The 22,950-nt window shown below is 61.8% G+C and carries 25 protein-coding genes and 1 tRNA gene; 4 read left to right on the top strand and 22 right to left on the bottom strand.

Annotation, left to right across the window (positions count from 1 at the left end):
* Positions 1–54: 54 nt before the first annotated feature.
* From ACFOPI_RS20030 to ACFOPI_RS19980, 11 genes are all read right to left on the bottom strand, one after another.
* Entirely contained in the window at positions 55–669 is a 615-nt protein-coding gene (locus ACFOPI_RS20030; RefSeq protein ID WP_382177861.1) for a hypothetical protein, read from the bottom strand.
* Positions 666–1,055 carry a hypothetical protein gene (locus tag ACFOPI_RS20025; protein WP_382177858.1) on the bottom strand — a complete coding sequence of 130 codons (390 nt, stop codon included), beginning with the start codon at positions 1,053–1,055 and terminating at the stop codon, positions 666–668. The genes ACFOPI_RS20030 and ACFOPI_RS20025 overlap by 4 nt, the downstream gene beginning before the upstream one ends.
* Positions 1,056–1,104: 49 nt before the next feature.
* Positions 1,105–1,662 carry a hypothetical protein gene (locus ACFOPI_RS20020; protein ID WP_382177855.1) on the bottom strand — a complete coding sequence of 186 codons (558 nt, stop codon included), beginning with the start codon at positions 1,660–1,662 and terminating at the stop codon, positions 1,105–1,107.
* Between the two features lie 40 nt (positions 1,663–1,702).
* Positions 1,703–1,951, bottom strand: coding sequence for a hypothetical protein (locus ACFOPI_RS20015; protein WP_066259922.1), 249 nt, complete (start codon positions 1,949–1,951; stop codon positions 1,703–1,705).
* 208 nt (positions 1,952–2,159) lie between these two features.
* Positions 2,160–4,655, bottom strand: coding sequence for a VirB4 family type IV secretion/conjugal transfer ATPase (locus ACFOPI_RS20010; RefSeq protein ID WP_382177852.1), 2,496 nt, complete (start codon positions 4,653–4,655; stop codon positions 2,160–2,162).
* Between the two features lie 51 nt (positions 4,656–4,706).
* Complete coding sequence (locus ACFOPI_RS20005; protein ID WP_382177849.1) at positions 4,707–5,045, bottom strand: type IV secretion system protein VirB3; 339 nt, start codon at positions 5,043–5,045, stop codon at positions 4,707–4,709.
* 14 nt (positions 5,046–5,059) lie between these two features.
* On the bottom strand, positions 5,060–5,452 hold the full coding sequence (locus ACFOPI_RS20000; protein WP_382177847.1) for a TrbC/VirB2 family protein: 393 nt from the start codon (positions 5,450–5,452) through the stop codon (positions 5,060–5,062).
* Positions 5,453–5,462: 10 nt separating this feature from the next.
* Positions 5,463–6,434 carry a lytic transglycosylase domain-containing protein gene (locus ACFOPI_RS19995; protein ID WP_382177845.1) on the bottom strand — a complete coding sequence of 324 codons (972 nt, stop codon included), beginning with the start codon at positions 6,432–6,434 and terminating at the stop codon, positions 5,463–5,465.
* A 158-nt stretch (positions 6,435–6,592) separates the two neighbouring features.
* Entirely contained in the window at positions 6,593–7,435 is an 843-nt protein-coding gene (folP, locus tag ACFOPI_RS19990; protein WP_382177843.1) for a dihydropteroate synthase, read from the bottom strand.
* 67 nt (positions 7,436–7,502) lie between these two features.
* Complete coding sequence (ftsH, locus tag ACFOPI_RS19985; RefSeq protein WP_382177841.1) at positions 7,503–9,419, bottom strand: ATP-dependent zinc metalloprotease FtsH; 1,917 nt, start codon at positions 9,417–9,419, stop codon at positions 7,503–7,505.
* Between the two features lie 116 nt (positions 9,420–9,535).
* A complete protein-coding gene (locus tag ACFOPI_RS19980; RefSeq protein ID WP_382178757.1) occupies positions 9,536–10,207 on the bottom strand; it encodes an RlmE family RNA methyltransferase in 672 nt (223 codons plus the stop codon).
* Between the two features lie 54 nt (positions 10,208–10,261).
* Between ACFOPI_RS19980 and ACFOPI_RS19975 the strand changes: the two genes are divergently transcribed.
* The 3 genes from ACFOPI_RS19975 to ACFOPI_RS19965 all read left to right on the top strand — a co-directional run bounded on the left by ACFOPI_RS19975 (position 10,262) and on the right by ACFOPI_RS19965 (position 13,581).
* On the top strand, positions 10,262–10,732 hold the full coding sequence (locus tag ACFOPI_RS19975) for a YhbY family RNA-binding protein (RefSeq protein ID WP_382177838.1): 471 nt from the start codon (positions 10,262–10,264) through the stop codon (positions 10,730–10,732).
* A gap of 66 nt (positions 10,733–10,798) precedes the next feature.
* Positions 10,799–12,880 carry a M3 family metallopeptidase gene (locus ACFOPI_RS19970; protein ID WP_382177835.1) on the top strand — a complete coding sequence of 694 codons (2,082 nt, stop codon included), beginning with the start codon at positions 10,799–10,801 and terminating at the stop codon, positions 12,878–12,880.
* A 41-nt stretch (positions 12,881–12,921) separates the two neighbouring features.
* Positions 12,922–13,581, top strand: coding sequence for a glutaredoxin family protein (locus ACFOPI_RS19965; protein ID WP_382177832.1), 660 nt, complete (start codon positions 12,922–12,924; stop codon positions 13,579–13,581).
* Between the two features lie 34 nt (positions 13,582–13,615).
* On the opposite strand, the gene rpiA is transcribed toward ACFOPI_RS19965, so the two are convergent.
* Entirely contained in the window at positions 13,616–14,287 is a 672-nt protein-coding gene (gene rpiA / locus ACFOPI_RS19960) for a ribose-5-phosphate isomerase RpiA (RefSeq protein ID WP_382177830.1), read from the bottom strand.
* Between the two features lie 40 nt (positions 14,288–14,327).
* Here rpiA and ACFOPI_RS19955 point away from each other — a divergent pair, with 40 nt between their 5' ends.
* On the top strand, positions 14,328–15,407 hold the full coding sequence (locus tag ACFOPI_RS19955) for a quinone-dependent dihydroorotate dehydrogenase (RefSeq protein WP_382177827.1): 1,080 nt from the start codon (positions 14,328–14,330) through the stop codon (positions 15,405–15,407).
* Here the strand turns inward: ACFOPI_RS19955 and ACFOPI_RS19950 are convergent, their stop codons facing one another.
* The 10 genes from ACFOPI_RS19950 to iscR form a co-directional block, all read right to left on the bottom strand.
* Positions 15,408–16,520: an NAD(P)/FAD-dependent oxidoreductase gene (locus tag ACFOPI_RS19950; protein ID WP_382177824.1), complete on the bottom strand. Its 1,113-nt coding sequence runs from the start codon at positions 16,518–16,520 to the stop codon at positions 15,408–15,410.
* 59 nt (positions 16,521–16,579) lie between these two features.
* A tRNA-Val gene (locus ACFOPI_RS19945) sits at positions 16,580–16,654 on the bottom strand.
* A gap of 91 nt (positions 16,655–16,745) precedes the next feature.
* Positions 16,746–17,462, bottom strand: a complete 717-nt coding sequence (gene dnaQ / locus ACFOPI_RS19940) for a DNA polymerase III subunit epsilon (protein ID WP_382177821.1) — start codon at positions 17,460–17,462, stop codon at positions 16,746–16,748.
* Positions 17,462–17,800 carry an ISC system 2Fe-2S type ferredoxin gene (gene fdx / locus ACFOPI_RS19935; protein ID WP_382177818.1) on the bottom strand — a complete coding sequence of 113 codons (339 nt, stop codon included), beginning with the start codon at positions 17,798–17,800 and terminating at the stop codon, positions 17,462–17,464. The genes dnaQ and fdx overlap by 1 nt, the downstream gene beginning before the upstream one ends.
* 4 nt (positions 17,801–17,804) lie before the next feature.
* Positions 17,805–19,676: a Fe-S protein assembly chaperone HscA gene (gene hscA / locus ACFOPI_RS19930; protein ID WP_382177815.1), complete on the bottom strand. Its 1,872-nt coding sequence runs from the start codon at positions 19,674–19,676 to the stop codon at positions 17,805–17,807.
* A 41-nt stretch (positions 19,677–19,717) separates the two neighbouring features.
* On the bottom strand, positions 19,718–20,236 hold the full coding sequence (gene hscB, locus ACFOPI_RS19925; protein ID WP_382177812.1) for a Fe-S protein assembly co-chaperone HscB: 519 nt from the start codon (positions 20,234–20,236) through the stop codon (positions 19,718–19,720).
* Positions 20,237–20,244: 8 nt separating this feature from the next.
* Complete coding sequence (gene iscA / locus ACFOPI_RS19920) at positions 20,245–20,568, bottom strand: iron-sulfur cluster assembly protein IscA (RefSeq protein ID WP_066151399.1); 324 nt, start codon at positions 20,566–20,568, stop codon at positions 20,245–20,247.
* Positions 20,569–20,576: 8 nt separating this feature from the next.
* Positions 20,577–20,963, bottom strand: a complete 387-nt coding sequence (gene iscU, locus ACFOPI_RS19915; protein WP_066151401.1) for a Fe-S cluster assembly scaffold IscU — start codon at positions 20,961–20,963, stop codon at positions 20,577–20,579.
* A 12-nt stretch (positions 20,964–20,975) separates the two neighbouring features.
* A complete protein-coding gene (locus tag ACFOPI_RS19910; protein ID WP_382177808.1) occupies positions 20,976–22,193 on the bottom strand; it encodes an IscS subfamily cysteine desulfurase in 1,218 nt (405 codons plus the stop codon).
* 100 nt (positions 22,194–22,293) lie between these two features.
* Positions 22,294–22,830: a Fe-S cluster assembly transcriptional regulator IscR gene (iscR, locus tag ACFOPI_RS19905; RefSeq protein WP_066259878.1), complete on the bottom strand. Its 537-nt coding sequence runs from the start codon at positions 22,828–22,830 to the stop codon at positions 22,294–22,296.
* Between the last annotated feature and the right edge of the window lie 120 nt (positions 22,831–22,950).

Raw genomic sequence — 22,950 nt, 5'->3', positions numbered from 1 at the left:
CGGTACTACAGGGCATGTGAAAACTCTGGAAATAGGTTCAATCCAAGCACCCTGTTATCTCGGCGGCGGCACGAAAGGCACCGGACCGAGGTTGATGAGCGAGTTGGGCCGGGTGTCTGACACCCGGCGCGCCTCAGCCATTTGCATCTCGTAGGCTTTTTCGCGCTGCTTGTAGCCGTCCATCAGAACCTGCAGTTTGAAAGCGTCGGATTGCATCTGAACATGCAACCCCTGCAGTTCGAAGTGGTAGCGCTGCATGATGCCCGATTCCTGATTGGTGTTATTTCTTGCATCAGCAATCAGTTTGTCAATCGCTTTGCGCCTATCATCCAGCACATGCAGAACGCTCTGACTCTGCTTAAGCGTTTGAATCCTCAAATTGCGCAACCCCTGGCAGGCCTCGAAGTGCTTGGCATTGAGCTTTTCGTCTCCACAATCTTCCTTTGTACCAAGGTACTTAGCTTTTTCCGCCTCCGTCAAAGATGCTAGCCTGGAGAAGTCAACATCGAGGTTTTCGAATTTTTCAAAGTCTTTCAGTTTATCAATGCCTCTACCACCAACATTATTGATCTTCCGAATCTCTTTCAACACTTGATCATCATAGACAGCCCATTGAGCCCCTGAGAGACTCGGAATAACCAACATGCAAAAATAAATAAGATTCTTCATAGATCGCCACACTCGACTTCAAAGCCCTTTACGAGCTCACTACCTGGCACCTCGTTCCATGACACGGCGTTGACTACTGCTGGCTTCGGATCTCGCTCGGCAAAAGTGACAAAAAGCTGCTGGTTGCCAGAGTACCAATTTCTCCGACCACTATGTGGCGCTTCATCTGGTGATCTGCCAACTGCCTTTTCCACGTCTGAATACGTCATACATTTCTGGTTAATCCGGTCATAGGCCGCGCGCAAATCCACATCATCAGAACTCCCACCCCCACCACCTCCACCGCAGGCCGACAAGCCGCCGACCAAGACACCAGACAGAATTAGTTTCAGTGCGACCCCGTAGGACACACGATTCATCACTGCGTTACCTTCATTGCTGTTCATGCCATTCACTCCTTGAATAAACGTCGGTGCGTCAAAGGGGGAAGCCCCATCAGAAAAGGCGCGACTTGTTTCCCAGGCCGTACCACTTGCCACCCGAGGCCTCGCAGTTCTTCTTGCTCTTGCGCCACTCGAACAAGGTCTGCGGCGTGTAGTGGTAGTGGTTGGATGTGGACTTTTCGCTGTCGGCAGCGCCACCGCTCTTGGCGCCGATGCAGGTGCCCAGCGCCTTGGGCGGGCACTTGGGCACAAGGGTCGAGTCGATCTTCATCGGCGTCATCTGCACCGTGCAGGCCTTGTTCAAGGCCTCCACGTCATCGCTGCCGTTGGTCTCGCTCTCCCAGCAACTGAGCAGTGGCAGGCTGGGGCGTGTGATGTCCATGTTGCCCTTTTGCAGGCAGGAAACCACCACGCCGGCCTGTCCGGGTTCGGGCATTTCCGTGCCCTCGGGCAGCTTGTCGAGGACCTGGGTGTCGGGAATTTCAGGCAGCTCCCCAGGCTTCGGTGGGCTGGGCGGCTTGGGCAGATTGACTGCGTGAGCGGCGGTGGCCAGCATAAGGGCAGCCCCCAGCGTGCCGAGGGCCCGCAAGGCCCTAGTGGATGTGTTCATTGGTTTTCCTCCTGTCTGTTGTTCTTGGTGCAAGCCGCCGTCACTCTTCCATCAGGTGCTGGCACTCCTCCAGCCCATCCGGCGCGCCGGCCTTGCCCTTGTAGTCGAAGGGCATCTTGCCCGGGCTCTTCCAGGTGCCCGGGCGACGACCATGCGGGCAGACCTGCTCGTACTTGCTGGTCCACTTGGGGTTGAAGCAGTACTGGTTGACGATCTTCCAGGTGCCGGCGATGGGGTTCACCCCCACCCAGCAGTGAGGCGGGTAGCCGAAGGCACAGAAGGAGAACACGTCCTGCCCGGCAGGAAGGTCGTTGTCAAAGAAGGCTCCCCCAGTGGACGTGCCTTCGGGGGCCAGGCCTCCGCACCTGGACTGTCCCGCAGTCGCCGAAGCAGCCAGCGGGGCGCCCGCCAAAACAAGTGCTGCGAGCATGCGCAAGGCGGTTGCTTTGGATGTTCTGATTGGTTTCATTGTTGTTTCTGCTCCCTTGGGTATTCGGCTACCTGACCAGCGATGCTTCGCTGCCCTCCTCCAGATCGGCCGTTGGCGCGTGCCTGAGAAACTCGTTGCTGTTGGCCATGAGCGCCTTGCGCTGGGTGCGCAGCCCTTTGCGTCGCAGGTGGAATTCGGGCAGCCAGGTGTCGGGCAAGTGCGGCGTCGGGTGCTCGGCCAGCAGAGCGGTCAGGATCTCCACGTTGTCCGAAGAGCCAGAGAGGACGGCGAGCTCGTCGTCCATGCCATTGAGATTGAGTTGGCACAACACGGCGTTGTGGCCCTGCTTGACGAGGAAGCACCGGCTGCGCTCGTCCAGCCCCACCACCAATTCGAACTCGGCCCGGGTGAGCTTGAGACCGTCGAGGTAGTCCTTGGGGTCGGCGTTGGGATTGGGCAGAAGGATCAGTGTCGCGGTCTGCTCGATGAGCGCGGCCGAGATATCGCTGTTGAGCGCATCCTGCGGGCTCTGGGTGGCGAAGATGCCCAGGCCATTCTGCTTCCGGATGGTCTTCTGCTTGTTCTTGGCAAAGTCCTTGAGGCCACCCTTGCCTTCCAGCACCTTCCAGAACTCGTCCATCACGTAGATGAAAGGTCGGCCATCGATCAGACTCTCCATCCGGTGCAACAGGTACTGGATGATCGGCTCGCGGGTCTTTGCGTCCTCGATGACTTCGGTGTAGTCGAAACCGATGATGTTGGAGCCTGAGAAGTCGATGTTGTCTTTGGGGTTGTCGAACACCCAGGCAAACGGCCCGCCCTGGCACCAGACCGAGATGCACTCGAAGAGGCTGTTCTCGCCCATGTTGGGCAGGCTCTTCTGAAGGTTGGTCATGGTGCGCAGATGCACCGGCGTGTCCAGAATCGCACGGACGGCGCGGATCATGTCTTCCTGCTCGGAGGCGCTGTATTTCTCCTTGCCGCACAGGGTTTCGATCAGCTCGATCAGGAACTGTTCGTTCTCCGGCGTGTTGTCGCACTGCAAAGGGTTGAAGCCGGTCGGCCGCCCCTTTTCCAGAGTGAAGTAGCGACCACCACAGGCCCGGATGAAGATCTCGGCGCCTCGGTCTTTGTCAAAGAAGAAGATCGTCGGCTCCGGCTCGATCTTCTGCACCTGCGCCAGCAGGAAGTTGATGAGCGCGGTCTTTCCGGTGCCGGACTTGCCGATCACCATGGTGTTGGCGATGGCCTTCTCGCCCAGCGAGTACTCGTGGGGCTTGGTGGCGTGAAAGTTGAAATGGTAGGCCTGATTGTTCAGCGTCTGCAGGATACTGACAGAGGGGCCCCATGGATTGAAGTTGGGCTTGCCGGTGGCGAAGTTGTGCAGCGGGCTAAGACCCAGGAAATTCAGCGAACTGAGGTTGGCAATGCGCGGGCGGAAGCGCCAGTTGCAGGGCAACTGCGCATAGAAAGCCGCGGGCACGGCAACATCTTCTTTCACCGTCACGAAGCTGGCGCCCGAGAGCTGGGCACGGGCCTGGGCCACGTGGCTGTACAGCTCTTCCTGGCTGCTCGCGAAGATGGCCATGTTGAAGTGGTACTGGCCGAGCACGAAATTGCCCGAGGCGAGCTGGTCCATGGCGAAGTCCAGTTCCACGATCTGGCTCACCGCCTTGTCTTCAGACGAAAGCATGGCGCCCTTCGTACGCTCCAAAGCCTTCATGGAGTCGTACCGGCTCATGGGGGTGAAGGAGTGGGTGACGATGTACTCGAACTCGAGGTACTTCAGACCATTGAGGATGCCCGGCCAGGAGCTATCGGCGTACTCCTTGATATTGAGGATGGCACCGAAATAGTTGTCGCCGTTGGCAGTACGAATGGCGAAATCACCGCTCCCAGTCGAGAACAGGTGCTTGCTCGTTGGCAGGTAGTTGTAGATGGGCGCCGGCAAGACTGGAGCAGGTTCATCCACGTGGTTGATCAGGTAGCCGAAGAACTCGAGGTTCTCGGAGAACACCTGCTTGTGCGTGCTCTCGTAAAGCCCCAGGCGATAAGGTGAATAGTCTTGCAGCAGAGCTTCGACGTTGCCCACCAACTCGTAGATTTTCTCGAGGTAAGCCTTCTCCTCCTTGCGCAGGACCTCGATGTCGCGTGCGATCGCTGCAAACCTCTTCCCGCTGACCACGGGTCGGTACACCATCGTGAGGTATAGCTCGTTTTGCATCAACCGCTTGCTAGAGAGGCGTTCGATGTATTTGTCGTGCAGCTCTTGGCTGAACTTGTGCGGAAAGCGCGCCTCGGCCTTGATGGGCCGGCGACGCCGGATGTCGTGAGCCCAGAACGCCACGTTCTCGAAATCCGGCGCACGCAGACTTTGAAGCAGGTTGTTGAATGCCTTGTGGCGGTGCTCAAGCTCCCAGTCCTCACGTCCAACAAAAGGAAAACCGCTGAGCAGCCAGGTGACCATGTAGTCACCCTCCCGCGACTTCACCACGTGGGTGTCCACGTGAGTACTGAACGGGATGAAGTTGCTGTAGTCAGCGTCGGGAGAAAAGAGCGACATGGGCGAAAGCAGTTTGTTACTCGGAACAACCAAGCCTGGCGACAACCAGATTTATTGGTAAGGCGCCATCAATTTCCTACGCTCCGCCTTGCCAGCCGGCCCGAACGCCCAAGACCCTCCATATTGACCAACATTGCGAGGCAAAAAGCGGAACACCAGATGCAAGCCAACCAGGCGAAACATCATCTCATCCCGCTTTGCCATCATTCGCATAATGAATATCGCCAATGGAATTAACAGCAAAATGTAGAGCGAGATGTACATCGCCAGCAGCAGGGGGAGCCCCGCTCCGACCAGAAACGGGACATACGGAACCCCCAAAATCATGGGGGGGCGGGTGCAGCCCCGAAATAGAACATCCTTGTGCATAGCTGAATCCAGCTCAGGCATCGGCCAATGCCATCCTAGCCTTCATCTCCAGCGCTGCAGTCAGCAACGTAGTTGTCGCCACCTACGCGACCTTCCTGCAAATCCCCGACAAACCATCCTGCAATGGTTGCAGCCCCACCAATCAACAAACCGCCGATCAGAACTGGTGCCACATCTGACAACCTCTTATGGGCAAATGCAATTTGATAGCCCGCAAAAACCACAGCAATCGTCACAATGGAGATAGAGGCTACGCGAAGAATTGTCTCGAATCGTGCAAAAAATCCGGTCACCTTGTTGCACGCATCCGCAAAGGTCTGCGCTGACGCATCCGGACTTATCGCCACCAGAGCAACTCCGAACAACAAAGCGACCAACAGCTGATGCTCAAAACTCGACTTAATTTTGAAATCTGAAAAACTCTTCATACTTCCTCCTTTAAAAAACAAATGATTGATCAGACGAGTCGCCAAACACTTTTCCAACACCTCCACTGGGATGGGATGGAGACGCCGCCGGGCTTGCGACCGATCCCTGGCTCTCACCATGAACGATGGGGCCACCCTTTCGAGGGGAAGTGATACGAGACAAGCCCACTCGCGAAGGCATAGCAGGGGTAGTGTCCCGCGACGATTCCGGAGTCAGAAGTGGATCCGGAAGGGGTAGTGCAGTGCCGGACACGGTTGGTAGTGGTTGCCGTGCGGGCAACTGCTTGGTCTGATAGGGATCACCGTTGACTCCAACCAGTTGGGTTGGTATGTGCCCGATGGCGACCTTGTTGCTATCGATCTGGTCAACCGCCACCTGAGGTATCACAGCCCCAGGCCCTGGAACAGGAACCGCCAACCGGTTCTCCGCGGTACTCATGCCAGAGCCCCCCATATCGCGAGAAGCCTCCTGCCTGGCTATAGGCACATCGTCTTGGCGCAAGGACTTACGAACTCCAGCTCCGTTGGGAATGATGCGTATCGGACTGGCCGATGCAGAGTCCGTACTCGCTCGGCGCATGGACGCAAACACCTTTTGCACGTAGCCGTGCCGAAAGCCGGTGGCGAAGTTGCCGGAGTAGTAACAACTGAACGCCTTGCCCCAGTCCTGGGCCCGGTCGTAACACTCTCTAAGGATGCGTGAGCCTGCTTGCAGATTGGGGCAGACTTCGAAGGCTTGCTCGTATGTTTTGAGGCCGTACTTCGCTAGGTTGTAGCGATTGACCTGGGAGATGCCAACGGAAAAGTTGTAGCCCTCTTCCTTGAGCTGGCGCACGGTGGCCAGCGCTTCTTCAAGGTTCCTGGGTTGGCGCGCAAGGTACCCACCCACCACCCCGATGGCGAACGGGTTGCGGGACGACTCCACGTGCACGACGTGCTGCATCACCTCCCTGGGTACCGCGAGATCCGGACAATCCAGCATGACAGCTGCGCGGGCCGGCACGCCTGACGACGCTGTTTCGCGTTTGCGTCAGACCTGCTGCCACTTCCTCCTGAATGTGTTTTTGGCAGGCGCGCATTGTAACTTGCGTACTAGTTGGTTTCGCCCCCAAAGCGTGGGATACACACTTTGTTGCGACTTCAGGATGCGCCGAGCGGTGCGCTCATGGTCCGCCAAACAGCCAAACCATCGACCGTGTCCCTGACATCGTGGACACGCACCACGGATGCACCGCGCTCCACAGCAAGTACTGCAGCCGCCACGCTGGCAGAAACACGCTCAGCAGGGCTAGTCCTCCCAGTAACGGCACCCAGCGACGACTTGCGGGACCAACCCACGAGCCACGGATACGGCAGCAGCCCTAGTTCGGACTGGCTTGCCAGGAGTTCGAAGTTCTGCTGAACGGACTTGCCAAAACCAATACCGGGATCCAATACGATCCTCTCTCGACTTACACCCCTGGCCTCCATTGCTGCAGCCCGATCAACCAGAAATTGCCGCACAGGAGTCAATACCCTCCCTTGCATGGGCACCACCTGCATGGTCTGCGGATCGCGGTGCATGTGCATCAGGCACACACCGCAGCGAGGATGGCCGGACACCACGCTTTCGGCGCCCTCCCGGCGCAGAGCCCATATGTCGTTCACGATGTCAGCGCCGAGGTCCAGCACCGATTGCATGACTTCCGGCTTGTAGGTGTCCACGGACACCGGCGCCCCCAGCTTTACAGCCTCTCGCACAACAGGAATGACCCGTTCGAGCTCGGCCTCCAGAGGAACTGCTGGGCTGCCCGGCCGGGTCGACTCCCCTCCGATGTCCAGGATGTGAGCGCCCTCCTTGAGCACCTGCTCGCAATGCTTCAGTGCGGAAGAAGTGCTGCCGTGCTGTCCTCCATCGGAAAACGAGTCAGGGGTCACGTTGATGATGGCCATGACCTTGGGCGAATTCAGGTCAATGACGAAGCGGGAGGTGATCCACTGCATAAAGACTCGCTGAACGAAAACGGGGCCCAAGGGCCCCGCAGAAAGAACGAATTGGCAGGTGACGGGTTCAGGCGGCTGTCGGCGCCGTGTCCGTGGTCACGGCAGGCGTCCCGCCGCTGCCACCACCACCCGCCGAGGGCGTGCGGGGCGTCCAGTCCTTGGGCGGACGCGGCGGCTTGCCAGCCATGATGTCGTCGATTTGGTCCGCATCGATGGTTTCCCACTCGAGCAAGGCCGTTGCCATGGCGTGCATCTTGTCGCTGTGCTCCTCAATGAGGTCTCGCGCCAGCTTGTACTGCGCATCGATGATACGGCGCACCTCGGCATCCACTTTCTGCATGGTCTGCTCGCTCATGTTGGTGGTCTTGGTCACCGAACGGCCCAGGAACACCTCGCCCTCGTTCTCGGCGTAGACCATCGGGCCCAGCGCGTCGGTCATGCCGTAGCGCATCACCATGTCGCGAGCGATCGAGGTGGCACGCTCGAAATCGTTGGACGCGCCGGTGGTCATCTGGTTCATGAACACCTCTTCAGCAATACGGCCACCAAACAGCATGCTGATCTGATTGAGCATGTAGTCCTTGTCGTAGCTGTAGCGGTCCTGCGCCGGCAGGCTCATGGTTACACCCAGCGCTCGGCCGCGCGGGATGATGGTGACCTTGTGCACCGGATCACACTTGGGCAGCAGCTTGCCGATCAGGGCGTGGCCAGCCTCGTGGTAGGCGGTGTTCTTGCGTTCTTCTTCCGGCATCACCATGCTCTTGCGCTCGGGGCCCATGAAGATCTTGTCCTTGGCCTTCTCGAAGTCCTGCATCTCGACCACGCGCGCATTCCGGCGAGCGGCCATCAGGGCTGCCTCGTTGCAGAGGTTGGCCAGATCGGCGCCGCTCATGCCGGGCGTACCACGAGCGATCACGCTGGCGTTCACATCGGTACCCAGCGGCACCTTGCGCATGTGCACATTCAAGATTTGCTCGCGGCCGCGGATGTCGGGCAGCGTCACATAGACCTGTCGGTCGAAGCGGCCCGGGCGCAACAAGGCGGCATCCAGGATATCCGGACGGTTGGTAGCTGCCACAACAATCACGCCCAGGTTGGTCTCGAAACCGTCCATCTCGACCAGCATCTGGTTGAGGGTCTGCTCGCGTTCGTCGTTGCCACCACCCAGGCCCGCACCACGCTGGCGACCCACGGCGTCAATTTCGTCGATGAAGATGATGCAGGGCGCGTTCTTCTTGGCGTTCTCGAACATGTCGCGGACACGCGCAGCGCCGACACCGACGAACATCTCAACGAAGTCGGAACCAGAGATGCTGAAGAAAGGCACCTTGGCCTCGCCCGCGATGCCCTTGGCCAACAGTGTCTTGCCGGTGCCCGGAGGGCCGACCAGCAGCAGACCTCGCGGGATGCGACCACCAAGCTTCTGGAACTTCTGGGGGTCCTTGAGAAAGTCGACCACCTCCTTGACCTCTTCCTTGGCCTCGTCGCAGCCGGCGACATCGGCGAAGGTCACGGTGTTGTTGTTCTCGTCGAGCATGCGGGCCTTGCTCTTCCCGAAGCTGAAGGCACCGCCCTTGCCGCCGCCCTGCATCTGGCGCATGAAGTAAATCCACACGCCGATCAGCAGCAACATGGGCCCCCAACTGACCAGGAGCGTCATGAGCAGCGACCCCTCTTCACGAGGGCGAACGTCGAACTTGACGTTGTTGTTGATCAGGTCACCCACCAGACCGCGGTCCAGATAGGTCGCGGTGGTGCGGATGCGCCGATCGTCGTGCGTGATCGCCACGATTTCGGTACCGCCCTGGCCCTCCTGGATGGTGGCTTGCTTGATCTGCTGTGCCTTCACCTGATCCAGAAACTCGGAATAGCCGACGTAGCCGGCTCCGGCCGTCGCGCGGCCATCGAATTGCTTGAAGACGGTGAAAAGCACCATGGCGATCACCATCCACACGGCAATCTTCGAGAACCACTGGTTGTTCAAGGTCGGCTCCTGACTAGAACGGATACTGGCATGTTGAGGTCATTTTAGGTGTTTCAAGCCACCAAGGACTTGACATTTGGGGAGGCAACGCCAATGAAATGGTTAGTATTTATTGATCAACTCGGGGTTTTGAGACCCATACCGACCAAAAAGGTTTCAGAGGACTTGTCCCTCGACGCCTTGGGCTTGAAGGGTTTGACTACCTTGAAGGTCTTTCGAAACAGCGCCACGAGGGGGTCGTAGGCCCCACCGTGAAAAAGCTTGGCCACCAACGCCCCTTCGGGTTTGAGGTGCTGGCTGGCAAAGTCCACCGCCAAACCCACCAGATCCTCGATGCGCGCCGCGTCTGCCGACCCGATGCCCGAGAGATTCGGCGCCATGTCAGACACCACGACATCGACTGCCTTTACCCCTCGATCAGTCAGCGCCTGCTCGAGCGCTGTCAACACTTCGCTCTCGCGAAAGTCGCCCTGAATGAAGTGCACACCTTCGATCGGCTCCATGGGCAGCAGGTCCAGCGCGATGATCTGTCCATGCAGCGCGCCGACAGCCGCGCCGCCCGGGCTCAGGCGCCGCCGCAGGTACTGACTCCAGGCACCGGGCGCAGAGCCCAGATCGACCACCACGTCGCCCGGGCGTATCAGCCCCAGGGTTTCGTCGATTTCCCTGAGCTTGTAGGCCGCCCGCGCCCGGTAGCCCTCTTTCTGGGCCAGACGCACATAGGGATCGTTGACGTGCTCGTTCAGCCACGCCTTGTTGACCTTCTTGCTCTGTGTCCTGACTTTCATGCCCATGGCGAAACCGGGGCTGTGAGCCGCCGCTGTGTAAACGATAATTGTCCCATGCCCCAGATCCAACTCACGCCCGCACAGCGCAAGGTGCACCGCGCCGAGGCGCACCATCTAGATCCCGTCGTTCTCGTTGGCGGAGACGGGCTGACTGCCGCCGTCAAAAAGGAGGTCGACGCAGCACTCAAGGCTCATGGCCTGATCAAGATCCGAGTATTCAGCGACGACCGTTCTTCCCGCGAGGCCATGCTCCAGACGCTGGCCGACGAGCTGGATGCGGCCCCCATCCAGCACATCGGCAAGCTGCTGGTGCTGTGGCGCCCGGTCCCGGAAAAGCAAAAGGTGGCTGATGAGGACCGCATGCCCGGGCCACGCGATGTGAAGGTGCTCAAGTTCAGCAAGCGGGGAGGCCAGAAGCCCGAGGTCAAGGTGGTTCGGGTACTGGGCAACCAGCGCCTGACGCCTGGAGGCCAAGTCAAGCGGGCCAAGGTGCTCAAGAAGAGCATCAAGAAGAGCGCACGCTGATCCCGTGTACCGGGCTCCAGACGCCCGGGCCATTGAACTTTCTGTCCCGAGCCCCTACTGAGTCGCATGAACACCGCCGCCGACAACCCCCTGCTCGATTTCTCCGGACTGCCCCGGTTCGATGCCATTGCTCCCTTTCATGTGGCGCCCGCCATCGATGCCCTGTTGAAAGAAGCCGATGCAGCTCTGGAGGAAGTCACAGCGCCGGGGTTTCCTGCGGAATGGAGCGCCTTGTCCGCCCGGCTCGATGTCTCCACCGAGCGACTTTCGCGTGCATGGGGCGCCGTAGGACACCTCAACAGCGTGGCCGACACTCCCGAGCTGCGGGCCGCCTACAACGAAGCACTGCCCCTAGTGACCGAGTTCTGGACCCGGCTGGGTGCCGACGAGCGCTTGTATGCCAAGTACAAGGCCATGGAAGTCTCCAGACTGAACCCTGAACAGGCTCAGGCCCACCGCAATGCAATGCGCGGATTCGTTCTAGGCGGCGCCGAGCTGCAGGGAGAAGCCAAGCAGCGGTTCGCCTGGTTGCAGGAACGCCAGGCCGAACTCGCCCAGAAATTCAGCGAAAACGCGCTGGATGCGACCGATTCGTTCAATCTGTACGTATCGCCGGAAGACCTCGAAGGGGTTCCAGCGGATGTGCAGCAGGCCACTCGCGCAGCAGCACAGGCAGAAGGACAGGCCGGTCACAAGCTCACACTCAAGATGCCCTGCTACCTGCCTGTGATGCAGTTTGCCCGCAGCAGCGCGTTGCGGGAAAAACTCTATCGCGCCTATGTGACGCGCGCCAGCGATCAGGCCGACGGCGAAGCCTCCCGCTTCGACAACACGGCCATCATGGCCGAGCTGCTGGCGCTGCGCCATGAGGAGGCCCAACTGCTGGGACATCGCCACTTTGCCGATGTCTCCCTGGTGCCGAAGATGGCGGAATCACCCGAACAGGTGGTCGGTTTCCTGCGCGACCTGGCCCGTAAGGCCCGTCCCTACGCGGAGCAAGATGTGAAGGATTTGCGGGAGTTTGCCGCCCAGGAACTGGGCATCAGCGCTCCGCAGCCCTGGGATTGGCCCTACATCGGCGAAAAGCTCAAGGAAGCCCGTTACGCCTTCAGCGACCAGGAGATCAAGCCCTACTTCACCGCGCCCAAGGTGCTGGCGGGCCTTTTCCAGATCGTTGAAACCTTGTTCGAGGTCAGCATCCGCCGGGACATCGCCCCGGTCTGGCACCCGCTGGTGGAGTTCTATCGCATCGAGCGCCAGACACCGGCCGGCGTCGAGCTGGTCGGACAGTTCTACCTCGACCCCGCGGCCCGCAATGGCAAGCGCGGTGGCGCCTGGATGGACGATGTGCGCGCCCGCTGGTTGCGGCCGGACGACGGCAGCGTGCAGACGCCTGTGGCGCACCTGGTCTGCAACTTTGCCGAGGGTGTCGAGGTGAATGGTGTCCGGCAGCCCCCACTGCTCACGCATGATGACGTGATCACCTTGTTCCACGAGTTCGGTCATGGACTGCACCACATGCTCACGCGCGTCAACGAACGCGACGTGTCTGGCATCAGCGGTGTCGAATGGGACGCAGTCGAACTGCCCAGCCAGTTCATGGAAAACTTCTGCTGGGAATGGGATGTTCTCAAGCACATGACGTCGCACGTGGACACCGGCGCACCACTTCCGCGCGAGCTGTTCGACAAGATGCTGGCCGCCAAGAACTTCCAGAGCGGGCTGCAGACGCTGCGTCAGGTCGAGTTCTCCCTGTTCGACATGCTGCTGCACAGCCAGCCTGCCCCGGTGTCCAGTGGCGAGGGCATCCTGTCTCTGCTGGAGCAGGTCCGCGATGAGGTCGCGGTGCTGCAGCCGCCGGCCTACAGCCGCACGCCGCACACCTTCAGCCACATCTTTGCGGGCGGCTATTCCGCTGGCTATTACAGCTACAAATGGGCGGAAGTGCTTTCAGCCGACGCCTACGCGGCCTTCGAGGAAGCTGCGCGCGCCAGTGGTCACAGCACACTGGACGTGGCCACCGGCCGTCGCTACCGTGAAACCATTCTCGAGGCGGGAGGAAGCCGCCCAGCCATGGAGTCGTTCAAGGCCTTCCGAGGCCGCGAACCCGGCTTGGAGGCGCTGCTGCGCCACCAGGGCATGGCCTGACACTCGCTGCCATCCGATCTCTTTTTTGAGGACAAAAAGACATGAGCCGCCCCAACATCTCCGTAGCCCAACTGGCCGCCGCCGCCCTCATCAGCGCCCTGATCGCTCCGCTCGCCTCGGCCCAGGGGGTGTACCGGATCGTGGGCCCTGATGGCAAGGTCACCTATTCCGACCAGCCACCGCCGGCTGCGACCAACGCCCGTCCGGTTGGCGCCGCAGCTTCTTCTGCAGGATCCTCAACACCCACCCTGCCAACCGAGGTAAGACAGGCCGCTGGTCGCTACCCGGTGACCCTGTACTCGGGCGCCGACTGTGCACCTTGCGACAGCGGCCGCAACTTCCTGAGCGCCCGAGGCATTCCCTTTGCGGAAAAAACCGTCAACAGCAGCGACGACGTGGCCGCCTTCAAGCGACTGAGCGGCGCCACCAGTCTGCCGCTGCTGACCATCGGTGGACAGCAGCTCAAGGGCTATTCGGCGACGGAATGGGGGCAGTACCTCGACGCGGCCGGCTATCCGAAAAAGTCGACGCTGCCCCCCAGCTACCGTCGCGAGGCGGCCACCCCGCTGGTCGAAGCCAAGCCGGCTGCCGCGCCTGCAGCTCCCGCCGCCAGAACGCCTGCCGGCCAATCAGCCGCCGACACGCCTGCAGAAGTCCCTGTGACGCCGCCGGCCAGCAACCCCAGCGGCATCCGCTTCTGAGAAACCGGGGGGCATCACCCTCCGGTTCCATTGATCAGAACGTCAGCGTGCGAACCCCGCCTGGTGTGCCCAGCAGGCACACGCTGGCTTTCTGGTGAGCAAACACCCCGACAGTCACGACGCCAGGCCACTGGTTGACCTCACTCTCGAAGGCCAGCGGGTCGCTGATCTTCAAACCAGTGACATCCAGGATGTGCTGGCCGTTGTCGGTCACCAGGGGTTGGCCATCCTTGATGCGCAGCCTGGCAGAACCGCCCAGCGCTTCAAACTGGCGTGCCAGACGGGCAGCCGCCATCGGAATCACCTCGACTGGCAGCGGGAACGCTCCAAGCACCGGCACCATCTTGGACTCGTCGGCAATGCAGACGAAGCGCCTGGACATTGCGGCCACGATTTTCTCGCGCGTCAGTGCGGCGCCGCCGCCCTTGACCATGTAGCCTTTTGCATCGATCTCGTCGGCACCATCGATGTAGACCGAAAGCGCTTCGACTGCAGACGCCTCCAGCACAGGAATGCCCAGCGCCTTGAGTCGGGCCGTCGAAGCCTCCGAACTGGACACCGCCCCAGGGATGCTGTCCTTGATGGCAGCCAGCGCATCGATGAACTTGTTGACCGTGGAACCGGTACCAACACCCACCACTTCGCCGGGGGCCACGTACTGAAGGGCTGCCTGGCCGACCAGGGCTTTGAGTTCGTCTTGGGTCATTTGAGAGAATCAGGGTTTACGCGAATTTGTTGATTATCCGATGTCACTTCTGCCCTACGCGCTCGCCCGCCCGCTTCTCTTCGGTCTGGACCCTGAAACTGCGCACGAGTTGACGCTCGACAATATCGCGCGTTTCCAGCACTCGCCTCTGAGCTGTCTCTGGAGCGAATCGCGTATTGACGACCCTGTGACTGTGGCCGGCTTGAGGTTCCCGAACCGTGTGGGTCTGGCCGCCGGACTGGACAAGAACGCACGCTGCATCGACGGGCTGTCGGCCATGGGCTTCGGCTTTGTGGAGGTGGGTACCGTGACCCCCAAGGGCCAGCCGGGCAACCCCAGGCCACGCATGTTCCGTATCCCGGAACGCAACGCGCTGATCAACCGACTGGGCTTTAACAACGAAGGACTGATTGCCTTTGTGACCAATGTGCAGAAAGCGCGGTTTCGCAGCAAGGGAGACACATCGCCCATGCTGCTGGGCCTGAACATCGGCAAAAATGCCGCCACTCCCATCGAGCAGGCCACCAGCGACTACCTGACCTGCCTCGATGGCGTGTATCCGCACGCGGACTACGTGACCGTCAACATCTCCAGTCCGAACACCAAGAACCTGCGCAGCCTGCAGAGCGACGAGGCCTTGGACGCCTTGCTGGGTGCGGTCATGGAACGGCGCGAGCTGCTCGCGCAGCGCTACGGCAAGCAAGCGCCGGTATTCCTGAAGATTGCGCCCGATCTGGATGAGACGCAGATCGGGGTGATCGCCGCGACCCTTCTGCGCTACGGCAGCGACACCGCAGGCCAGCCCAACCAGCGGCTGGGCGTGATCGCAACCAACACCACGCTCAGTCGCGATGCAGTGGCTGGCCTGGCCCATGCCGAGGAGGCTGGCGGGCTATCGGGAGCACCGGTGCTGGCGGCGAGCAACCGCGTCATCCGCTTGCTGCGAGGTGCGCTGGGCGGGGGGTTTCCCATTATTGGTGTGGGTGGCGTGCTCAGTGGCGACGATGCGGTCAGCAAGGTGCGAGCGGGCGCGGACCTGGTGCAGATCTACACCGGTCTGATCTACAAGGGGCCGGCCCTGGTGCGCGAGGCCGCGCAGGCCCTCAAGGACGCCCGCTGATCAGCGCAACAGGCTGTCCACCCGCTCGGCAATCGCCAGGCAGCTGGTCAGCCCCGGCGACTCGATGCCGAACAGGTTGACCAGGCGGGGTAGGCCATGCACCGCCGGCCCGTCGATTCGGAAGTCGGCCGCGGGCTCGTCGGGTCCGCTGATCTTGGGGCGCATGCCTGCGTAGCCCGGCTGAAGGGCGCCGTCCGGCAGTTCGGGCCAGTATTTGCGCACCTCGGCATAAAAGGCATCGCCCCGTGCCGGGTCCACCTCCAGGTCCTGAGGCTCCTCGGTCCACTGCACGTCGGGGCCGAACTTCGCCTGTCCGCCCAGGTCGATGGTGAGGTGTACGCCCAGCCCGGCCAGATGTTGCGCTGGCTCAGGCGCCGGGTAGATCAATCGCTCGAACGGTGAGCGCCCGACTGCGAGCGTGAAGTAGTTGCCCTTGGCGTACCTCGCGCGAGGCACATGGCGGCGGTCAAGCCCTGTCGTCCGCGACGCTACGGCACAGGCATCGAGACCAGCGGCGTTGACCACTGTTGTCGCGAGCAGCTCGGTGCCGTCGGCGGTCCGGACCATGAACTGCCCTTCGGTCGCAACGACTTCGTCCACGACGCTGTGACAGACCACCATGCCACCTGCGTTTTCCAGATCGCCTTGCAGCGCAAGCATCAGCCCGTGGCTGTTGACAATGCCTGTGGAGGGTGACAGCAAGGCCGCGGTACAGCGCAGGCGGCTTTCCAGCGCACAGGCTTCGTCCGCCCCAAGGAGCACAAGATCGTCTACACCGTTGGCGCGCGCCCTGTCCATGATGCCCGGCAGACCGGCGACCTGAGAAGGCGTATGGGCAACGATCAGCTTGCCGCAACGGCGATGGGCAATGCCCCGCTCCAAGCAGTAGGCGTACAGCTGCGCACGTCCCCGCACGCACAGTTGCGCCTTGAGGGAGCCTGTCGGGTAGTAGATCCCGGCGTGGATGACTTCGCTGTTGCGAGAGCTTGTGCCCATGCCGATGCCCGCTTCGCGCTCAAGCACCAGCACCTCGCGCCCGGACAGCGCCAGCGCCCGGGCCACCGCCAGCCCGACCACACCGGCGCCAATCACCAACACATCCACCTGGTCCATGGCCCGTCTCCATCGGCTGCCAAAAGAAAAAGCCCCGAGCGTTGGCTCGGGGCTTTGACTGGTGGGCGGTGCAGGGTTCGAACCTGCGACCCCTGCCGTGTGAAGGCAGTGCTCTACCACTGAGCTAACCGCCCGAAAATCTTGACTGACTTGACATCAGATCCGATCGTTCGGAAGCCTCGCATTATAGCCAGAAATTTTCCCTTTTCCGACGACTACCCAAAATCAGGCAGCAGGAGCGAGTTGGCGCCACAGGGTTTTGCCTTTGCACGCCTTGTCGATATCCGCGAGAACGGCGTCATGGGCAGCCGCTTCCTGCTGATTGGCAGTCAGCACCGGCAGCTCCAGTCGGCTCAGGTCGACCTGCACCAGCTCTTCCCCAAGGCTCACTTCGGTCGGGGTGCCCTCTTCAACAATCAGGGCATCCTGGCCCCGGGTCATGTTGATGTAGACATCGGCCAACAGCTCGGCATCGAGCAAGGCCCCGTGCAGCGTGCGGCTGGAGTTGTCCACGCCCAGGCGGTCGCACAATGCATCCAGGCCATTGCGTTTGCCCGGAAACATCTCCTTGGCCATCACCAGGGTGTCGATCACGCCACCGATGTAGGCCTTGATCGGTTTGCGACCCAGCCGCTCCAGCTCCTTGTTGAGGAAAGAAATGTCGAACGGTGCGTTGTGGATGATCAGCTCGGCGCCCGAGAGGTAGTCCAGGATCTCGTCGGCCAGTTGCGCGAACTTGGGCTTGTCACGCAAAAACTCGTTGCTGATGCCGTGCACCTTGAGCGCGTCCTCATGGCTGTCGCGCTCAGGGTTGATGTAGTGGTGCAGGTTGTTGCCGGTGAGCTTGCGATTGAGCAGCTCGACACAGCCGATCTCGATGATGCGATCACCGTTCTCCGCCGACAGGCCAGTGGTTTCGGTGTCGAGAACGATCTGTCTCATCAGTGGTTCTCTTTGGCGTGGTTGATCGAGTACTTCGGAATCTCGATCGTCACATCCTGCTGCGCCAGGATGGCCTGGCAGGACAGGCGGGAGTGGGGCTCCAGACCCCAGGCTCGGTCGAGCAGGTCTTCTTCGGTTTCATCGAGCTCCCCGAGGCTGTTGAAGCCTTCGCGAACCACAACGTGACAGGTGGTGCAGGCGCAGCTCATGTCGCAGGCGTGCTCGATCTTGATGTCGTTGTCCAGCAGCGCTTCGCAGATCGACGTGCCGGGTGGCGCACTGATGCTGGCGCCCTGCGGGCAGTACTCGGGGTGCGGAAGGATCTTGATCGTGGGCATGGGTTCAGACTTCTTCGACTTTGCGGCCGGCCAGCGCCTGCTGGATGCCGCGGTTCATGCGCTGCGCCGCGAAGGCTTCGGTACCTTTGGCCAGGGCCTGGGTGGCGGCTTCAATGTCGGTAGCGCTGCCGTTGGTTGCAATTGCTGTCAGCGTGCGGATCAGGGCGTCGATGGCGTCGCGTTCGGCCGCGCCCAGCAGGTCGCCATCGGCGGCGAGCGCGCTGCGGGTGGCGGCGATCATGCGGTCGGCGTCCACACGCGCCTCAACCAGCGCCCGCGCGGCCATGTCCTGCTGGGCGGTGTTGAAGCTGTCCTGCAGCATGGCGGCGATCTGTTCGTCTGACAGACCGTAGGCGGGCTTGACGTCGATCTTGGCTTCGACACCGCTGCCCTGCTCTTTCGCAGTGACCGACAGCAGACCATCGGCATCGACGGTGAAGGTCACGCGGATGCGCGCTGCACCGGCCGCCATGGGCGGGATGCCGCGCAGCGTAAAGCGCGCGAGGCTGCGACAGTCGGCCACCAGGTCGCGTTCGCCCTGCACCACGTGCAGCGCCAGCGCAGTCTGACCATCCTGGTAGGTGGTGAAGTCCTGGGCGCGTGCGGTGGGAATGGTGCTGTTGCGCGGCACGATGCGTTCGACCAGCCCGCCCATGGTCTCGATACCCAGCGACAGCGGTATCACATCCAGCAGCAGCAGGTCGCCATCCTGGCTGTTGCCGGCCAGCGCGTTGGCCTGGATGGCGGCGCCCAGGGCCACCACTTCATCCGGGTTGAGGTTGGTCAGCGGCTCGCGGCCAAAGAACTCGCCCACAGCGCGGCGAATCACCGGCATGCGGGTGGAGCCTCCCACCATCACAACGCCCTGCACCTCGTCCCTGGTCACGCCTGCGTCGCGAAGCACCTTGCGCACAGCGGTCATGGTGCGGGCCGTCAGCTCGGCGGTGCAGGCTTCGAAATCTTCTTGTTGTACGGCCTGTTCGACCGTGATCCCTTCAATCTCGGCGCGAAAGAGTACTTCGGCATGCGCCGAGAGCTGCTCCTTCACACGCCGAGCCTCGCGGTGCAATGCGGCGCGTTCGGCCGCATTAGCCACCGACCCTAGGCCTGCCCGCTGCAGCACCCAGGTGGCCAGCGCCTGATCGTAATCGTCACCGCCGAGGGCCGAATCACCACCGGTCGCCATCACCTCGAACACGCCGCGTGTCAGTCTCAGGATGGAGATGTCGAAGGTGCCGCCACCCAGGTCATAGATGGCGTAGACGCCCTCGCTGCCGTTGTCCAGCCCGTAGGCGATGGCGGCCGCGGTTGGCTCATTGATCAGGCGAAGCACGTTGATGCCGGCCAGTTGAGCGGCATCCTTGGTCGCCTGGCGCTGTGCGTCGTCGAAGTACGCCGGCACGGTGATCACCGCGCCAAACAGTTCGTCGTCAAAGCTGTCCTCGGCACGGAACCGCAGGGTGGCGAGGATCTCCGCGCTCACCTCCATCGGGGTCTTGCGCCCGGCCACGGTCTCGACCACCGCCATGCCGTTGTCGTCGACCACGGTGTAGGACAGCTTGTCCACGTCGGCCACCTGTTCGCGGCGACGGCCCATCAGCCGTTTGACCGAACTGACCGTGTTGGCCGGATCGCCCACTTGCGCTGCCAGCGCGTCGAAACCGATCTGGCGACCAGGGCCACCGAGCTGCGGATCCAGGTATCGCACCACGCTGGGCAGGAGGACACGCCCGTCCAGCGCCGGCAGGCATTCGGCCACGCCATGCCGGACCGCGGCCACCAGCGAGTGTGTGGTGCCCAGGTCAATGCCGACCGCCACACGTCGCTGGTGCGGGTCGAGGGACTGACCGGGTTCGGAGATCTGCAGGAGTGCCATGGACGGAGGAGGAAAAACGGGAGTGAAGCCAGCGCAACCCGCTATTGTCCCAGCTGTTCGAGTCGGCTCTCCACGTCACGCGCAAATCGCTCAACGAACATGAGGGCTCTGACCTGTCCAGCCAGTGCAAGCCAGTCCTGCTGCACGTCGGCGGTCTGCTGCAGTTGCGAGAGCATGCGCTTGCGCGCAGCGGCCACCTCATCGGCGAGATCTTCCACCACAGCGGCAGACGACGCCTCTTCTAGCGCTTCGCGCCATTCCATCTGCTGCATGAGGAAGGCTGGAGGCATCGCGGTGTTGTTCTCGGCCTGGACGGGTGCACCGTGCAGCTCGCACAGATAGGCCGCTCGCTGCAGGGGGTCTTTCAGGCGCTGGTAGGCCTCGTTGATGCGCACAGACCACTGCATGGCCTGCCGCTGGGTCTGGGCGTCGGCTGCGGCGTGCCGGTCGGGATGCACCTCGCGCTGCAGGGCCTTCCAGCGTTCATCCAGAACGGCACGGTCCAGCGCGTAGGCCAGTGGAAGCTCGAAGAGTTCGAAGTCGTTGGATTGCAGGTTCATTCCCGGAATTAGACCCGGAAACTTTCTCCGCAGCCGCAGCGGTCGCGCTCGTTCGGGTTGTGGAACTTAAAACCCTCGTTCAGGCCCTCGCGCACGAAGTCCAGCTGCGTGCCGTCGATGTAGGGCATGCTCTTGGGGTCCACCAGCACCTTGACGCCGTTTTCCTCGAACACCACGTCCTCGGGCGCGATCTCGTCGGCGTACTCCAGCTTGTAGGCCAAACCCGAGCAACCGGTGGTCTTGACACCCAGGCGCACGCCCACGCCCTTGCCGCGTTTGGCCAGGTAGCGCGTGACGTGGCGGGCCGCGGCTTCAGAAATCGTGACGGACATAGCGGGACTCAGTTCGCGTGCTTCTTGCGGTAGTCGTCCACCGCAGCCTTGATGGCGTCTTCGGCCAGGATCGAGCAATGGATCTTGACCGGCGGCAGCGCCAGCTCTTCGGCAATTTCGCTGTTCTTGAGAGCCGCGGCCTCGTCCAGCGTCTTGCCCTTGACCCACTCGGTCACCAGCGAGCTGGACGCAATGGCCGAGCCACACCCATAGGTTTTGAAGCGCGCGTCCTCGATCACGCCGGTCTGCGGGTTCACCTTGATCTGCAGCTTCATCACGTCACCGCAGGCGGGTGCCCCGACCATGCCGGTGCCGACAGACTCATCACCCTTGTCGAAGGAACCGACGTTGCGGGGGTTCTCGTAGTGGTCAACGACTTTTTCAGAATAGGCCATGGTATTTCTCCTTCAGTGCGCTGCCCACTGGATGGTGGACAGGTCGACGCCGTCCTTGAACATTTCCCACAGCGGGGACAGTTCACGGAGCTTGGCGACGTTTTCCTTGATGGTGGCGATCGCGTAGTCGATCTCTTCTTCGGTCGTCCAGCGGCCGATGGTCATGCGCAGGCTGCTGTGCGCCAGTTCATCGCTGCGCCCCAGGGCGCGCAGCACGTAGCTGGGCTCCAGGCTGGCCGAGGTGCAGGCCGAACCCGACGAGACCGCCAGGCCCTTGATGCCCATGATCAGCGACTCGCCTTCGACGTAGTTGAAGCTCATGTTGAGGTTGTGCGGCACGCGCTGAGTCTCGTGGCCGTTGATGAACACCTCTTCGATGTCCTTGAGGCCGGCGACCATGCGGTCGTGCAGCGCCCGGATGCGCTGGTTCTCGGCGTGCATTTCTTCCTTGGCGATGCGGTAGGCCTCGCCCATGCCCACGCACTGGTGGGTGGGCAACGTGCCCGATCGCATGCCGCGCTCGTGACCACCACCGTGCATCTGCGCCTCGATGCGGATGCGCGGCTTGCGGCGCACGTACAGCGCTCCGATGCCCTTGGGGCCGTAGGTCTTGTGGCTGGTCAGACTCATCAGATCCACCGGCAGGGTCTGCAGGTCGATGTCCACCCGGCCGGTGGCCTGCGCGGCGTCCACATGGAAGATCACGCCCTTCTCGCGGCAGATCGCACCGATGGCGGCGATGTCCTGGATCACACCGATCTCGTTGTTCACGAACATGACCGAGGCCAGGATGGTGTCGGGGCGGATCGCTGCCTTGAAAGCCTCCAGATCCAGCAGGCCATCGGCCTGGACGTCCATGTACGTGACCTCGAAGCCCTGGCGCTCCAGTTCGCGGCAGGTGTCCAACACGGCCTTGTGCTCGGTCTTGACCGTGATCAGGTGCTTGCCCTTGGTCTTGTAGAAGTGCGCGGCACCTTTCAATGCGAGGTTGTTGGACTCGGTGGCGCCCGAAGTCCAGACGATCTCGCGCGGATCCGCATTGATCAATGCCGCCACCTGTTCACGGGCGGTCTCGACGGCCTTTTCGGCTTCCCAGCCCCAGGCGTGGCTGCGCGAAGCCGGGTTGCCGAAGTGTTCGCGCAACCAGGGGATCATCGCGTCCACCACCCGAGGGTCGCAGGGATTGGTGGCGCTGTAGTCCATGTAGATCGGGAAATGCGGCGTGCTCATGGCGGCAGATTTTTCAGTGATTGGAATCGTGGGACCAGATGAATGCCTGCCCGGGTGGACAGATAGCCAGGGTCGGGGCCGGCGCAAACACCGGCCTCGCTCATTTGGAGAGTGCGGCGCCTCCAAGCGCGAACACCGAGTTCGGCGCATTGACACGGATCGGTTTGACCACCGGGGCGCTCGAGATCGCGCGCTTGATCATGGGGGCGTTCTCGACCACCACGCCCTTGGCGATCTGTTCGTCCACCAGCGACTGCAGGGACACCGAATCGAGGAAGTCAACCATCTTGGCGTTCAGCTGCGCCCACAGCTCGTGTGTCATGCAGCGGTTGCCTTCGCCCAGGCAGTTTTCCTTACCGCCGCACTGGGTGGCGTCGATGGGCTCATCCACCGACACGATGATGTCCGCCACCGTGATTTCGGCGGCTTTTCGGCCCAGCGTGTAGCCGCCGCCGGGACCCCGGGTCGACTCCACCAGTTCGTGGCGGCGCAGCTTGCCAAACAGCTGTTCGAGATAGGACAGCGAAATCTGCTGGCGCTGGCTGATGGCGGCCAGCGTGACGGGACCGTTGTTCTGGCGCAGGGCCAGATCGATCATGGCGGTGACCGCGAAGCGGCCTTTGGTCGTGAGGCGCATGGGGAGCTCCTGAATCGTGAGGTTTGGCTGCCGTTGTAGAACCGGGCGGACGTCCTGAGACACCCACTCGACCGCTTCTCCGCCCACCCCAGCCACCTGGGGTGGCTGCAACGTCAACTC

The organism is Hydrogenophaga luteola (genome assembly GCF_042648585.1).
Lineage (GTDB): Bacteria > Pseudomonadota > Gammaproteobacteria > Burkholderiales > Burkholderiaceae_C > Hydrogenophaga > Hydrogenophaga luteola.
The sequence above is the reverse complement of the archived record's forward strand: the minus strand, read 5'-3'. Positions and strand labels throughout refer to the sequence as shown.